At 68.7% G+C, this 14,741-nt stretch carries 15 protein-coding genes; 3 read left to right on the top strand and 12 right to left on the bottom strand.

The window, feature by feature from the left end; translation table 11 throughout:
* Positions 1-30 precede the first annotated feature (30 nt).
* Positions 31-972, top strand: a complete 942-nt coding sequence (locus R0145_RS10950; protein WP_317836877.1) for a 2-hydroxyacid dehydrogenase — start codon at positions 31-33, stop codon at positions 970-972.
* Positions 973-1,061: 89 nt separating this feature from the next.
* On the opposite strand, the gene R0145_RS10945 is transcribed toward R0145_RS10950, so the two are convergent.
* The 10 genes from R0145_RS10945 to R0145_RS10900 all read right to left on the bottom strand — a co-directional run bounded on the left by R0145_RS10945 (position 1,062) and on the right by R0145_RS10900 (position 10,050).
* Entirely contained in the window at positions 1,062-1,838 is a 777-nt protein-coding gene (locus tag R0145_RS10945) for an aspartate/glutamate racemase family protein (protein WP_317836876.1), read from the bottom strand.
* On the bottom strand, positions 1,835-3,085 hold the full coding sequence (locus R0145_RS10940; RefSeq protein ID WP_317836875.1) for an NAD(P)/FAD-dependent oxidoreductase: 1,251 nt from the start codon (positions 3,083-3,085) through the stop codon (positions 1,835-1,837). Before R0145_RS10940 ends, R0145_RS10945 begins: the two co-directional genes overlap by 4 nt.
* The gene (locus tag R0145_RS10935) at positions 3,085-3,465 is read right to left on the bottom strand and encodes a RidA family protein (protein WP_317836874.1); all 381 of its coding nucleotides are present in this window, start codon (positions 3,463-3,465) and stop codon (positions 3,085-3,087) included. The genes R0145_RS10940 and R0145_RS10935 overlap by 1 nt, the downstream gene beginning before the upstream one ends.
* Positions 3,466-3,507: 42 nt before the next feature.
* Positions 3,508-4,314: an amino acid ABC transporter ATP-binding protein gene (locus tag R0145_RS10930; protein ID WP_317836873.1), complete on the bottom strand. Its 807-nt coding sequence runs from the start codon at positions 4,312-4,314 to the stop codon at positions 3,508-3,510.
* Between the two features lie 87 nt (positions 4,315-4,401).
* Positions 4,402-5,262 carry a transporter substrate-binding domain-containing protein gene (locus R0145_RS10925; protein ID WP_317836872.1) on the bottom strand — a complete coding sequence of 287 codons (861 nt, stop codon included), beginning with the start codon at positions 5,260-5,262 and terminating at the stop codon, positions 4,402-4,404.
* Between the two features lie 42 nt (positions 5,263-5,304).
* A complete protein-coding gene (locus R0145_RS10920; RefSeq protein ID WP_317836871.1) occupies positions 5,305-5,961 on the bottom strand; it encodes an amino acid ABC transporter permease in 657 nt (218 codons plus the stop codon).
* Entirely contained in the window at positions 5,961-6,602 is a 642-nt protein-coding gene (locus tag R0145_RS10915) for an amino acid ABC transporter permease (RefSeq protein WP_317836870.1), read from the bottom strand. Before R0145_RS10915 ends, R0145_RS10920 begins: the two co-directional genes overlap by 1 nt.
* Positions 6,603-6,693: 91 nt before the next feature.
* Positions 6,694-7,746, bottom strand: coding sequence for a zinc-binding dehydrogenase (locus tag R0145_RS10910; protein ID WP_317836869.1), 1,053 nt, complete (start codon positions 7,744-7,746; stop codon positions 6,694-6,696).
* Positions 7,747-7,753: 7 nt separating this feature from the next.
* Positions 7,754-8,758 (bottom strand): C-terminal binding protein, encoded by a 1,005-nt coding sequence (locus R0145_RS10905; RefSeq protein ID WP_317836868.1) that lies wholly within the window; start codon positions 8,756-8,758, stop codon positions 7,754-7,756.
* Positions 8,755-10,050, bottom strand: coding sequence for an aspartate aminotransferase family protein (locus tag R0145_RS10900; RefSeq protein WP_317836867.1), 1,296 nt, complete (start codon positions 10,048-10,050; stop codon positions 8,755-8,757). Before R0145_RS10900 ends, R0145_RS10905 begins: the two co-directional genes overlap by 4 nt.
* Before the next feature lie 155 nt (positions 10,051-10,205).
* Here R0145_RS10900 and R0145_RS10895 point away from each other — a divergent pair, with 155 nt between their 5' ends.
* Positions 10,206-11,714 (top strand): PucR family transcriptional regulator, encoded by a 1,509-nt coding sequence (locus R0145_RS10895; RefSeq protein WP_317836866.1) that lies wholly within the window; start codon positions 10,206-10,208, stop codon positions 11,712-11,714.
* A gap of 169 nt (positions 11,715-11,883) precedes the next feature.
* A complete protein-coding gene (locus R0145_RS10890; protein WP_317836865.1) occupies positions 11,884-13,101 on the top strand; it encodes a Zn-dependent hydrolase in 1,218 nt (405 codons plus the stop codon).
* On the opposite strand, the gene R0145_RS10885 is transcribed toward R0145_RS10890, so the two are convergent.
* Both R0145_RS10885 and R0145_RS10880 read right to left on the bottom strand, forming a co-directional pair.
* A complete protein-coding gene (locus tag R0145_RS10885; protein ID WP_317836864.1) occupies positions 13,095-13,808 on the bottom strand; it encodes an HAD family phosphatase in 714 nt (237 codons plus the stop codon). The two genes, R0145_RS10890 and R0145_RS10885, sit on opposite strands and share 7 nt — an antisense overlap.
* A complete protein-coding gene (locus R0145_RS10880) occupies positions 13,805-14,632 on the bottom strand; it encodes a GntR family transcriptional regulator (RefSeq protein ID WP_317836862.1) in 828 nt (275 codons plus the stop codon). The genes R0145_RS10885 and R0145_RS10880 overlap by 4 nt, the downstream gene beginning before the upstream one ends.
* Positions 14,633-14,741 lie beyond the last annotated feature (109 nt).

The raw sequence follows: 14,741 nt of genomic DNA, 5'->3' as shown, positions 1-14,741 counted from the left end.
TTCAATAATTGTGTGACAAAGGAGAAGATGATGAGGATTGCGGTACCCGAGCAGCAGTTCGCCGAGCGGTTGCGACGTCTGGTCCGTCGCGGGACGGACATCGTGGTCTGGGACCCGTCGGATCCGACCTCCCCGATGCCGGCCGGCCCGGTGGAGGTCGTGCTCCTCCCCGACACCGTGGAGCCGACCGTCGTGCGTCGGCTCGGTGACCTCGAGGGTCTGCTGGCGGTCCAGCTCCAGTCCGCGGGCTACGACCACATCGCGGGCAACATCCCCCCGGGGGTCACCGTGGCCAACGGGCGGGGTGTCCACTCCGACGAGACCGCCGAGTGGGCGGTCGGCCTCACTATCGCCTGCCTGCGCGGCTTCCCGCTGTACCTGCGCAACCAGGGGGATCGGATCTGGCGGGTCGACACCGGGCGGGACTTCCTCGCCGGACGCAACGTTCTGGTGATCGGTGCGGGGTCGATCGGCACCGAGATCGTCAACCGGCTGGTCCCGTTCCGGGTGACGGTGACCCAGGCCGCCCGGACCGCCCGGGACGGGGTGATCGCGGTGGGTGACGTCATCGACCGACTGCCGGAGTACGACGTCGTGATCCTCATCGTGCCCCTGACATCGAGCACCCGGGGGCTCGTCGACGCGGCGTTCCTGGCGCGGATGAAGCAAGGGGCTCTCCTGGTCAACGTCGCTCGCGGCGGCGTCGTGGACACCGATGCGCTGGTGGCGGCCTGTGCGTCCGGGCGGATCTCCGCCGCCCTGGACGTGACCGATCCCGAGCCATTACCGTCCGACCATCCCCTCTGGGAGACCCCGAACGTCGTCCTCACCCCGCATGTGGCCGGTGAGCAGACCCGCTATTCGCAGGACATTGCGCTGCGGCTGGTCGCCGCCCAGGCCGAGGCTCTGCAGACCGGGGCCACCATCGCGAATGTGGTGGCCGGCCCCGCCGGGCACCCGATCGCGGTGTGAACCGCCCGGCATGCGGACCGTACGGGACCGCCCGGTCACCTGGGTGGCGGGTGGTCCCGTGGTGAGGTGTTCGAGCAGCGGTCGCAGTCTCAGACCCAGCCGGCGTACGGCCGTTGGGTGACGGCGTTGCGCAGCCAGCGGACCAGGGTGGTGAAGTCGAACACCGGCAGCGACACCGCCGCTTGGATCGCTGCGGCGTACGGCGGCAGGTCGCTGCACTCCAGCAGCACTGCGCCGACGGCCGGGTCCGCGCACAGTTCCCGGGCCAGCGCCACCACCTCGTCGCGAACGCCCTCGTTGTCGAACGATCCCCGGCCCTCCAGGATGGCGGAGAACTGCGGGGCGTCCTGCAGCCCACCGATGACCAGCCTCGAGGTGTCGGTCACGCCGCACGAGGCCAGCAGCTCGGGGGCCAGCGAGGAGGAGTCCGCCGTCAGCACCGCGATCCTGCGACCGGGCATCAGGGACGAGATCCACGGGATCTGGACCAGGGACGAGAGGGCCACCGGCACCTGCATCTTGGCGGCGATCTGTTGGTGGTAGCGGCCGAAGAAGCCGCACGCCGACGAGATGGCCCGCACCCCGGCCTCCTCGAGTTCGCGACAGGCCTCGAGGACGATGTCGCTCACGTCGACCCGATCCGGGCCGAACAGCGCCGGGATGTCCAGGCCCCTGACTGGCTTGAGCAGGACGGGGAAGTCCCAGGTCGAGGCGTTGACGACGTTGCCGGGCACCATCGGGTACCAGACGTCCTCGATGTAGATCACGCCGACCGGGTAGCCGGCCACGACCTGGGCGGGGGCCATCGAGACCTCGCCGATCGGGGCCCCGGCGGCCAGGTAGCCGTACGGCAGGGTGACGCTCATCGCCGCACCCCGAATCGTGCCGGCGAGAACGCGGCGTACGCCTCCGGGGCGGTGCCCTCCATCAGGGCACGCAGCACCTTGGCCGTCGGCGGGGCGTAGGTGAGCCCGAGCATGGCGTGACCGGTGGCGACGTACGTGTTGTCCCAGCCGGGCAGCAGCCCGATGATCGGGACCCCGTCGGCCGACATCGGTCGCAGGCCCGCCCAGCCGGGCCGGACGTCGTCGAGCGGCGCGTCCGGGTAGACCGCGCGCACGTCCCGGAGCAGCCCGTCGATGACCCGACCGCTCACGGTCGGCTCCGCCTGGCCGATGATCATCCCGCTGGAGGCCCGCAGCCCCCGGTCGAGCGGGGTGATCGCGATGTGTGTGGTGTCGGTCATCACCGACGTACGCGGCCGTCGGGTCGGGTCGTCGATGTGCACGTCGACCGAGTAGCCGCCGCCGGAGCGGACCGGCACCCGGGCGCCCAGCCGAGCCGCGAGGCTGCGGGAAGCGACGCCGGCGGCGATGACCACCTGATCGGCATCGAAGCTACCCTCGGAGGTGACCACCGAGGAGACCTTGCCGCCGGCGGTGGCGAAGTCGAGGACCTCGGTGTGTTCCCGCAGGGTGCCCCCGCCGGCCGTGATGCTGGCGACCAGCGCCTTCATCAGGGATTCGGGCTCGACCTGCAGGTCGGCCGGCGCGTAGTAGGCGTACGAGATCTCCGGTGCCAGCCCCGGATCGACCTCGTGGACGGCCTCGGTGCCCTCGAGCACCCGGATCCGGCTGCGGATCTCCGGGAAGTCGTCGAAGACCCGCACGCCTGCCTCGAAGGATTCCCGGGTGGTGAAGGTGTGCATCGAGCCGCCGGTGTGCTGCTCGAAAGAGAGACCCTCGTCGGCGTATTCGGCGAACCCGTCCAGCACCATCCTTGTCAGGATGTCCTGGGCGACGGTGCCGGCGGCGAAATTGCTCTTCGTGGTGGCCCGGGCCATCCGCAGCAGGAACCCCAGGTAGCTGGGGGAGAACTGTGGCCGGATGGTGATCGCCTGGCTTCCGGTGACGATCGACCGGGCGGCGACGCCGATGGTGCCGGGGGCCGGCACCGGGAAGGACAGCACGGAGGTGACCAATGCCGCGTTGCCGTGCGAGGGCCCCTGACCGTACGCCCCGGCATCCAGCACCGTCACCTCCTGGCCGGCCCGGAGGAGCTCGTGGGCGGTGGCGAGGCCGACCACGCCCGCCCCGATGATGACCGTACGCATCACTCCTGCCCTCCCACGTACGCGGTGACGAGCATCTCGATCCGGTAGCCGGGCAGTGTCGCGCCGAGAGTGGCCCGAGGCGGGTAGGGGGCGGGTACGACCTTCTTGTAGGTGGCGTCGAAGCCCTGGAAGTCCTGTTCGATGTCGTCCAGGAAGACCTGCACCTGGACGAGATCGGACAGGCTCGAGCCGGCGGTGGCCAGGATCGACTCGAGCAGTTCGAAGGCGTACGCCGTCTCCTCCTCGATCGTCCCGCCCCGGACGAAGCCGGTCACCGGGTCGTGGGCGGTGATGCCCGAGGTGAAGAGCAGATCGCCGACCACCTTGCCGTGGCTGTAGGCCGCCACGGTCTCTCCTGCAGAGATCACACGAGGGTTCATCGTTCCTCTTGTCCGTTGTTGACAGTTATCTGTTGATGACGGCTATCTGTTGATGACGGCAGAGAGGAATTCGCGGGTCCTCTCCTGGGTCGGGTTGCTCATCACGACCTCGGGGACGCCCTCCTCGAGGATGGCGCCGTCCTCCATGACCACCAGGTGGTCGCCGATCGTGCGGGCGAAGTTCATCTCGTGGGTGACGACCATCATCGTCATGCCGGACATCGCCACTTCCTTCATGACGTTGAGCACGCCCTGGGCAAGCTCCGGGTCGAGGGCGCTGGTCGGCTCGTCGAAGAGCATCACCTGCGGTTCCAGGGCCAGGGCGCGGGCGATGGCGACGCGCTGCTGCTGCCCACCGGACAGCTTGGCGGGGTAGGCGGACTCCTTGGTCGCGAGCCCGACCCGGTCCAGCAGCTCGAGGGCGCGGGTGCGGGCCTCCTCCAGACTGCGCTTCAGGACCCGACGCTGCGGCAGGACGATGTTGTCCAGGACAGTCATGTGCGGGAACAGGTTGAAGGACTGGAAGACCATCCCGACATTGCGCCGCAACTGCAGCAGCTCCTGCCTCGCCTGGGGGCGGCCGCCTTCCAGGTACTGGCCGGCGACGACCATGTTGCCGCCATCGGGCACCTCGAGCAGGTTGACGCAGCGCAGCAGCGTGCTCTTCCCGGCACCACTCGGTCCGATGATGGAGCAGACCTCACCCTCCTTCACCCGCAGCGTGACTCCTTTGAGCACCCGGTGCCCGGCGAAGTCCTTCGTGATCCCGGACAGCTCGATCGCGTACGGGGTGCGCGCGGCGGGCTGCTTGTCGGTGCGGGGGTTCTGGGCCTCGTTGGTCTCGTCCATGCTTCACTCCTGGCTCGGTGGTGACGGATCGGTCCGTCCGTGGCCCCGGCCCGCGGACCGGGACCATGGAGGCGCGGACGTGAGGGTTCAGCTGCCCAGCAGGTAGCTCTCGCCGACCTCGGTCTGCTTGGGATCGATGCCGTGCTTGGTGAAGATCTCGGCGAGCTTGCCGTTCTTGTGCAGGGTGGCGATGTCCTCGTTCAGGGCCGTGCCGAGGGCGGTGTTGCTCTTGGGGTACGGCAGTGTGGTCTGGGCCGGCTTCTCGGAGGCTCCGATCCTCGCGTCGGGCTGTGCGGTGCCCACCTTCCATTCGGTGCCGTTCTCCTTGGCGTGGAAGGCTCCGGCGGGGATGGAGTCGATGCCGACGTCGATCCGGCCGGCCTTGAGATCGGCCCACATCTCCACGTTCGACTTGTAGATCTTGAGGTTGTCGCCCATCACCTTCTTCAGGTCGGCGACCCACAGGTAGCCGTCGACCGTGCCCACCTTGCGGGTGATGATCGTCGGCATGTCGGTCACCCCGTCCTTGGAGATGATCCCCATGCCGTCGAAGTACATGGCGTCGCTGAGCCCGACGACCTGGGCACGGGTCGTCGTGCGGTAGTAGTCGCCGATGGCGATGTCCGCCCGGCCGGACTGGACAGCGGGGATCGCCCCGCTGTAGTCGACCTGTGAGTACGTCGGGGTGAGGCACTCCATCGCCGCGATCTCCTGGGCGATGTCGACGTCGATGCCGGAGGGGGTGCCGCCGGTGAGGGTGACGAAGGGGGCGAAATCGGGAGCGGCGACGGTGAGTTTGCCGGAGGACACCGTCGAGAAGGTGTGGGTGGGCTTGCAGTCGCCGGCGGCGGCCGACTGCCCGCCGCCGGAACCGGCGGAACAGCCGGTGAGGAACATGCCGGCCAGGACTGCGCCGGCGACGAGGACCTTCGAAGGATGAGGGGACATGGCGTGGCTCCTTGTTCGGGTTGCAGGGGGTGGGCGAGGGGGCTAGTGACGAAGGGACAGGCGCCGCTCGACCCGGCTGGTCAACCAGCTGGACGGAACGGTGATGGCGGCGTACATCAGGCCGGCGAGCCCGAAGATCTCCAGCGACCGGAAGGTCATCGAGCTGATGCCGTACGCCTGGGCGGTGAGTTCGCTCACCGTGATCGAGTAGGTCAGCGACGTCGCCTGGAAGATCTGCACGGCGAAGCCCATCAGGGACGGGAGGGCCACCCGCATGCCCTGTGGGATGACGATGAAGCGCAGCACGTCGGTGGTCGGCATCGCCAGGGCGTGGGCCGCCTCGATCGAGCCGGGGCTGACCGCTTTGAGACCGCCGCGGATGTACTCGCCGGTGTAGGCGGCGGTGGTGAAGGTCAGACCGATGACGGCACTGACGAGGGCTTCCGGGGTCCAGTGCAGGATCGGCAGGCCGAAGTAGACGACATAGAGGATGACGAGGGCCGGTGCCCCCCGTCCGGTCTCGACCAGCCCGATGCTGAGCCAGCGCAGCGGCCGGGGTGGTGCTGTGACCCCCAGGGCGAGCAGGAGCCCGAGGGGTAATCCGAGGAGCAGGGACAGTAGCGTGAGCTGCACCGAGACCCCGAGGCCCGCCAGCATCTGCGGGAAGTTCTCGGCCCAGAACTGGAATGTCGTGGTCATCAGGCGGCCGCCCGGTTCATGCGATTCTCCATTCCGCGCGCCGCCAATCCCAAGGGGACGGAGATCGCGATATAGACCGCGGCCGCGACGAAGAACATGTAGATCCCGTCGGGGGATATCCGGGCGTACGAGGTGGCGGCGTACACCATTTCTGTGACGCCGATCACCGAAGCGATGGAAGAATCTTTGAGCAGGCCGATGAAATAGGTCGTCAGGCCTGGCAGCATCGACTGCAGTGCCTGCGGCGAGATGATCCGGGTGAAGGTGGTCCAACCGCCGAGTCCGAGTGCCGCGGAGGCCTCGAACTGTCCTCGATGGACCGCCAGCAGGCCGCCTCGGAAGATCTCCGCCAAATAGGCCGAGGAGACGATGCCCAGACCGATGATCGCCGCGGTCAGCGGATCCAGCAGCACGTGCATCGCCGGCAGGCCGAAGAAGATGAACAACAACCACACGATCGGCGGGATGCCGCGCGCCAGGTCGATGACGAACTGGGCGGTGACTCTGATCGGGGTGATCTTCGTACGCCTTGCGAACACCAGAGGAATTGCCAGGATGAAGCCCAGTGCAAATGCTCCGGCGGTGACAAGGAATGTGTACGGGATGGCCAAGAGAATGGCATTAAGGCCTTGCACATTCACCTCCCTGATTCCGTTTCTTCCAACTGAAGAAAGGCTATCGGGAAGGTGCTTCGGGCAGTTTACGTGGGGTACCTCGAGGGTTGCTCTTGTGTTACAGTGACGACGGTTTCAGCATCGCCTTGATCGTGGTGCGACGATCCATGAGATCATACGCATCCGCGGCCTTCTCGAGGCCGGCGATCGAGGTGAAAACTGCACCTGGATGGATTTCGTCGCCGAGGACTTTCTCCAGCAGGTCCGGCAGGTAGTGGCGGGCCGGGCACATACCACCGGACATGGTGATGTTGCGCCCGAAGAGCTGGGCCAGGTCGATGGTCACGCCGTGCGGGAGCCCGACGTAGCCCACCGAGCCTCCGGGGCGGGTGACGGCGAGCGCCGTGGCGAACGACGCCGACGATCCGACACACTCGATCACCCGTCGGGCCCCGCGTCCGCCGGTCAACTCGTGGATCGCGGTGACGGCGGCCTCTCCCCGCAGGGACAGGAAGTCGTCAGCACCGAGCGATCTCGCGAGGTTCTCCCGGTCGGCGTGGGTGCCACCCAGCACGATCACTCGTTCGGCGCCGGCCAGGCGCGCCGCGGTCACTGCGCACTGACCGACGGCGCCGTCACCGACCACGACGACGGTGTCACCCGGTCCGACGCCGGCGCTGGTCACTGCGTGCAATCCGGTCGGCATCACGTCGGCGAGAGTCAGCAGGTCCGGCAGCATGGTGGGATCGGGGGCGGCACCGCCTGATCCCACCCGCACCAGCGTGCCGTCGGCCTGGGGCACCCGGACGTACTCGCCCTGTCCGGCGTCGAGGACCTCCCGGCCCCAGAACCCGCCGTGCAGACAGGACGAGGTGAGCCCCTCGGCGCAGAACTCGCAGCATCCGTCGGAGTAGCGGAACGGCGCGACGACCCAGTCCCCGACGGCCAGACCGGTGACGGAACTCCCCAGGGCGACGACACGGCCGAGGAACTCGTGTCCGATCCGGGCCCCCGGCGAGACCGACGCCTGCCCGCGATAGGTCCACAGGTCCGAGCCACAGACCGCGGCCGCCTCGACCTGGACGACGGCGTCACTCGGCTCCTCGATCCCGGGGTCGGGGACTGTCTCGACCGAGACGTCGTAGGGACCGTTGAAGACGACCGCTCTCATCGCCTCCTCACCCGACCTTCGGCGTGGCGGCCGCATCGAGCGTGTTCACCTGGTTGTCCGGGGTCCGCCCGTCCACGAGACGCTGGACGAGTTGGGACAGGGCGATCCGCCGGCCGTCGGCGAGGGACTGTTCGGAGACGAAGGCGGCGTGCGGGGTGACCACGACGTTCTCCAGCCCGAACAGGTCGGACTGCTCAGCATCCTCGTCCTCGATCACGTCGACGGCGGCGCCGGCGATCCCGCCGGTACGCAGCGCTGCCACCAGGGCCGGCTCGTCGACAACCGCGCCACGGGCGGTGTTGATGAGGTAGCCGGTGGGCTTCATCAGCTCCAGCTCGCGGGCGCCGATCAGGTGATGGGTCTGTGGCGTCAGCGGGGTGTGCAGGGAGACCACATCGGAGGCCCGGAGCAGCTCGTCGAGGGTGTCGACCTTCTCCACGCCGTACTCCGCCAGATACTCTGCGGTCTTGGTGGGGGCGAAGACGACCACCCGCAGGCCGATGGCCTTCAGCATCGGGACCATCAGTGTGGGGATGCTGCCGAAGTAGACCAGGCCGATCGTCCGGCCCGAGAGGCGCTGCGGCATCGGTCCGAGCAGCGGGTCCCAGTGGCCGGCCCGGACGCTGCGGTCGAGGAAGCTGATCTTGCGGACCAGGTCGATCAGCATGCCCACGGTGTGCAGGGCGACGTCCTCGGAGCAGAAGCCCGGGGTGTTCGTGACCGCCACGCCGTGGTCGCTCGCGGCCGCCAGGTCGACGTTCGACACGCCGATCGCCTGCAGCGAGACGACCTTGAGCCGGGGCAGTCGCTCGAGCACCTCTCGGGTGACCTCGAAGTACTCGACCACGGCGCCGTCGGCGTCCTGTGCGGCAGCCACGAACGTGTCGGCGGCGTTGTCGGCGGTCTTCACCTCGACCAGCTCGAGTCGGTCGGCGACGCCCCACTCCTCGAGCAGTGCGTGCTCGTAGCCGAGGTCGCCGTCGATGTTGAAGTAGACGGCCTTCGGGGTCATCGGGCCAGCTCCTCTGCGGTGACGTGTTCCAGCGCGGACTCGAGGATCGCCAGGCCCTCGTCGAGAGTCTCCGTGGTCGTGTTGAGCGGGGTGGCGAAGCGCATCCCGTTGCCCCGTACGCCACAGGACAGGGTGAGCAGCCCGTCCTGCAGACAACGCCGGCGCACCTGCTCCAACAGGTCGCCACCGGGGCGACCGTCGACATGGTTGAGCTCGATGGCCCGCATCAGGCCGAGACCGCGGCTGTCGGTCACCACCGGGAAGCGTTCCCGGAGCTCGGCCAGTCGGGTGGCGAGGTAGCCGCCGACCTCGTTGACGTTGTCCAGCACGTCGGCCTCGGCGAACTCGTCGAGCACCGCGAGCCCGGCGGCAGCCACCACCGGATTGCCACCGAAGGTGCCGCCGTGGCGGCCGGGTCCCCAGGCCGCCATGATCTCGGCGGTGGACACCACGCCGCTGGCCGGCAGCCCGCCGGCCATCGCCTTGCCGATCGTCATGATGTCCGGCACCACGCCGAAGTTCTCACTCGCGAAGAAGGTCCCGGTGCGGCCGTAGCCCGCCTGGATCTCGTCGAAGATGAGCAGGATGCCGTGGCGGTCGCAGAGTTCCCGCACCGCGGTGACGAACTTCCGCGGCGGCACGACATAACCGCCCTCGCCCTGGACGGGCTCCATCAGGATGGCTGCCACCGACTCGGGATCGCGGACGTACGCGAAGAGGTCCTCCAGCTGACCCAGGGCGAAGTCGGCGATCTCGTCAGGAGTGAACCCCGCCGGCGCCTGCCCGGCAGAGGGGTAGGTGGTGAGGTCGATACCGGCGACGAGCGGGTCGTAGCCCTTGCGGTACTTGGCGTTCGACGCGGTCACCGAGGTGGCGCCGATCGTCCGGCCGTGGAACGAGCCCTTGAAGGCGATGATGCCGGGCCGGCCGGTGTAGGCCTTCGCCAGTTTGAGGGCGCCGTCGATGGCTTCCGCTCCGCCGTTGGAGAAGAAGGTCGTCGACAGCTCGCCCGGAGCCACCTCGGCGATGCGTTCGGCCCACTGCAGGGTGGTCTCGTAGTTGACCATGTTGAACGAGGCGGTGAGCAGTTTGTCGACCTGGCCCTTGATCGCGGCGACGACGCGGGGGTGACAGTGGCCCAGAGCGTTGACCGCGATCCCCTGGACCCAGTCCAGGTAGCGGCGACCACCGGTGTCCCAGAGGTAGGAGCCCTCGCCGCGATCGATGATGAGATCCGTCGTCTTCGCCAACGCGGGACTGAGGTAGGTCTGATAGTCGGCGAGAGTGATCACAGGTCGCCTCCCTTTCGGTCCGGGGGAGCGACGATGATCCCTGGCTGTTGTTTGGTGCTCACCCTAGGGACGACCGGGCCGGTCGCCCAGGTACCGACTGGACAGACCGGGCAGTCATGTGCGCCAGCCTGTACCACCGCCGCTATGCTGCCGGCATGTCCCTCTCCGTCCGCCAGCTCCTCGAGCAGCGCCACCTCGGTCTGGTGCTGGTGGCGGAGGGAGCACCTGGCACCCTCGACGCGCCGGTCCACTGGGCGCACCAGAGCGAACTCAGCGATTCGTCCCCGTTCACCGAGCCGGGGGAGGTGCTCCTCACGACGGGGTCGCACCTCCCCCGGTCGGGCCATCCCGGTGCGGACGGGCTCGACGGGATCTGTGACGACTACGTCCGACGGTTGCGGGACAGCGGTGTGGTGGCCGTGGGCTTCGGGGTCGGCGTCCACTTCGATGCCGTTCCCGAGGACCTGGTGCGGGCGGCCGAGACCCATGGTCTGCCGCTGTTCGAGATCCCCTGGGAGTTGCCGTTCTCGGCGATCGTCAAGGCGGTGTCGAAGTCCCTCTCGGACGCCGAACAGGCCGACCTACGCCGGACCAACCGGGCGCAGCGCCGCCTCATCTCCGCCGTGGGGCGGGCGAACGTCACCCAGTCGGTCATCCGCAGTACGGCCCAGATCATCGGTGGGTGGGCCGCTCTCGCCGACGCCCACGGCCAGGTGATGGTCCACACCAGCGCCGCTGCGCTCCCGTTGGCCGAGGAGGCACTCACAGCCCACCGCGCTTCCGCCCGTACGGTCACCTTCCTGGATGCGGAGGGGGGCCAGGTCCGTGCCCAGACGATCGTGGCCGGGGACGGGTCGGTGCGCGGGGTCCTTCTCGCCGGCAGCGACGTCGACCTGGAGCCGGCTGCGCTGTCGACGTGCATGCTCGCCAGCAACCTCCTCGGTGTTTACCTGTCCCTTTCGGGGTGGCTCGACTCCGCACTCACCGAGGTCCGCGCACTCCTCGTGGAGGAGGCGCTGGCCGGCAATCCTCGGCCCGCTCAGCGTGCCGAGGGGACGCTCTGGCCGCGGGTGCCGCACGATCCTGTCCAGCTCGTCTGCGTCCAGGGACCGGCGGAGGCGTTGTCCGGACTGAGGGTCGACGATCTGCCCGCGATCTGGGGACGCGTGGAGGGGCGGCTGTGGATCGTCACCACGCCCGCGAAGCAACCGAAGGTGTCCGCCCGGGTCGCACGTCAGGCGGATCTCGTCCAGGGATCGGCAGACCCGTGCTCCTGGCAGGACCTGGGTGGTGCCCGGCATCGTGCGCTCGGCGCCCTCCTGCGACGCGACCCGTCCGCTGGGACCTCCCTCGTCGACCTGCTTCCCCCGGAGGAGGGGGCGGCGTACGTACGATCCAGGCTGGGGCCGCTGATGGACTCCGAGGCGGGCGATCTTCTCGAGGCTCTGCGGGCCTGGGTCGCCGAGGACGGGGTGATCGACCGTGCTGCGGCGGTCCTCGGCGTCCACCGACACACCGTGCGTCGCCGGATGGAGCGGGTCGAGGAGTTGCTGGGGGTGGACCTCTCGGATCCACGGACGCGCCACGAGCTGTGGTTCGCCTGCGAGTTGCTCGCGGTGGACGACCGGCGTGCGCCCGCTCGGCGAGGCGTCGGTGAGCCGTAGCGGATCCACGCCGTCGACGGATTGACCCGCGTGGGTGTGATCGCTTCACGCACCGTTCATGCGGGACCTCGATTTCGTCATGGCACCGTCATGCGGAGGCGGCGGCAGCCCTCCCCCCGGGGCCTAATGTCCATGCCCATAAGCAGGCGAATCGATGGAGGACAGACGGATGTCGTTGGCGGAGGACTTCGCACGGGTGTCCCGTTTCGGGGCGGGGGAGGGCGGCGCTGTCGATCGGCAGGCGGCCACCGCGGCCGACGGCGACCAGCGTCGGTGGCTGTGCGAACGCTTGGCCGGCGCAGGGGCGCGGATCGTGGTTGATCCGATCGGTAACATCTTCGGGCTCTTCACCTGGACCGACGGAGCCGATTGGGTGATGTGCGGATCACACCTGGACAGCCAGCCGAACGGCGGCAGGTATGACGGGGCGTACGGCGTCGTGGCCGCGCTCAATGCTGCGGAGGAGCTGGACGCACGTGTTCGTTCGGGAAACCTGACGCCGGTCCGGAATCTGGTTGTCGTCGACTGGACCAACGAGGAGGGTGCGCGTTTCCAGCCGAGTGTGATGGGAAGTTCCGTGCACTGTGGATTCCTGGCCCTGGAGGATGCGCTCGGATCGACCGACGCCTCCGGCGTCACCCTCCGCCAGGCCCTGTCCGGCATCGGGTTCCTCGGAAACGAGGAATTCACCGGTACAGCGGTGCGCTATGCCGAGATCCATGTCGAGCAGGGCGACCGGATGGAGCGAGAAGAGCTCGATGTCGCCGCTGTGAGTGCCAACTGGGCAGCGGGGAAGTACGACATCCGGATCACCGGGGAGCAGGGCCACACCGGGTCCACCCCGATGGTGCAACGGAGGGATGCCCTGGTGGGACTCGCCAGGATTGTCGCGGCGATCGATGACTTTGCGCGACACCACGACGAGCAGTTCCACGCCTCCGCGACCGACGTGGTGACCTTTCCCCATTCCCCGAACGTGGTCACTTCGGTGGCCGCGGCCCATATCGAACTGCGCAGCGCCGAGCTCGGCACTGTTCTCCGGGCGGAGGAATGGTTCGAGGAGATGCTGAGCACGGTCGCGGACGCGTACGGCTTGGAGATTGAGGTGGTACAGCGGTCAGCCCGGGGATCGCGCGCGTTCTGGCCGGAAGGCATCGAGCTGACCCGGTCGGTCGCACAGTCCCTCGGATTCACCGTCGGGGAGCTGTGCACGATCGCGGGTCATGATGCCGTGATCGTGGCCCGTACGATGCCGACCGTTCTGATCTTCGTCCCGAGCTGTGGTGGTCACGCCCACTCGCCGAGGGAGTACACCCTGCCGTCCGACCTCGAGAAGGGACTGGTGACCCTGACGGGCGTGCTCGCGGAGCTCACTGCCGGCTACTGATGGTCCCGCGCCGTTCTGGCCTCGCTCCACAGCCGTTCCACGCTGTGCACGGTGGCGCCCACCAGGGTCGCGGTCAGCAGGGCTCCGGGAACGGGGGCGCCGGGGGCGCTGGGGACCAGAAGGGTGGGAAGACCTGCTGCCACGGCGCTGCGGGCACCGGTGGTCGAGTCCTCGATGGCGAGGCAGTCCTCGGGCCGCAGTGCCAGCGCCTCGACCGCTGTGCGATAGGCCTCCGGGTGTGGCTTGCCGTGCCGCACCTGGTCACCGGCGACCACGGTGTGGAACGGGCTTGACCCGTCGGGCGCCAGTGTTTCGAGAAAGACGTCGATTATCTCCCGTGAGGACATGGACACCAGGGCCATCGGGGTGCCGGCCGCGTGCAGCGCCTCGAGCAACGACCGTGCGCCCGGCCGCCAAGGAGCGCCCTGCGCCACCATGCGTGTGCGGACCGACGTGGCGATCTCACCGATGACGTGGTTTTCGGGAAGGGACACGCCCAGCCCGATCACGACGCGCGCCGTGTCGACCAGAGACAGGCCGAGAAGTGCGGCCGCCTCGTCGTTTCCCACCTCACCACCGTGGGCGTGGACCAGCTCACGGCAGGCCTCGACCCAGTAGGGCTCGGTGTCGATCAGCGTGCCGTCCATGTCCCACAGCACGGCGGCCGGCCCTCGCCGGGACTCCAGCGTTTTCGACGCAGCGGTCATCCCTGCTCCTTGGATGGTTGGACGGCCTTGGAAGGCTGGATGCGAGGGTTCCCCGACCGATTGCTCCGGGCGGAGCGGGTGTCGGGCGATCGCTTCCAGTTGGCGCCGTACCGCTGGGTGTGGACCCGGGTCCGGTCGGCCCGGAACAGGTCGTGGGCCAGTTCGAACGGGGCGTCGTCCACGTCGTAGGCGGTCCGTCGGATCTCGATCAGCGGGTGCCCGATGGACACCCCGAGCAGCATGGCCTGGTCCGCGTCGGCGAAGGCGACCTCGAGAGTCTCCTTGGCGGTCGAGGACTTGGTCCCGTAGTGCTGCTCGAGGACGCCGTAGAGCGACCCCGTGTAGTCGTGCGTCGCGATGTTGGGGAACCGGCGTGCCGGCATGGTCGACTTCTCCAGCGACCACGGTTCGCCGTCCACGACCCGCAGGCGCTCCAGCCGGAACACCCCCGCTCCGGTCTCGATGTCGAGGTTGCGACACTCGTACGGCGTCGCCAGCGCGATGTCGCTACGGACGATGTGGGTCTCGACACTCTTGCCCTGCTGCCTCAGCAGGGCGGGGACGCTCTCGGTGGTGTTGAGCTGCCGTTGGATGCGTCCGTCGTCGGCGAACACACCGCCGGTGCGTCCGGTGGCCCGGCGGACGCGGTGCTCCGCCTCCAGCTCGTCGAGCACCTGGCGCACCCGCTCGCGGGTCGTGCCGATCGATGCGGACAGCTCCCGTTCGCTGCCGATCCGTTCACCGGGATGGAAGCCCGCCTCCCGGATCAGGCGAAGCAGCGCGTACTTGATGTCGTCCGTGGACGACACTGCTCGCGGTGGCACCGGGGTCCTCCTGTCACTGGGCTGGGTCCCGTCCGGTGGGAGGTCCTCCGTGGGACCCGCACCGGACCGGAGGCGATCCGCCTCCGCCGGCCCGCCGGGCGACGTCGAC

The sequence above is a fragment of the Raineyella sp. W15-4 genome, from assembly GCF_033170155.1.
GTDB lineage: Bacteria > Actinomycetota > Actinomycetes > Propionibacteriales > Propionibacteriaceae > Raineyella.
This window is presented reverse-complemented; position numbering and strand designations above follow the sequence as displayed.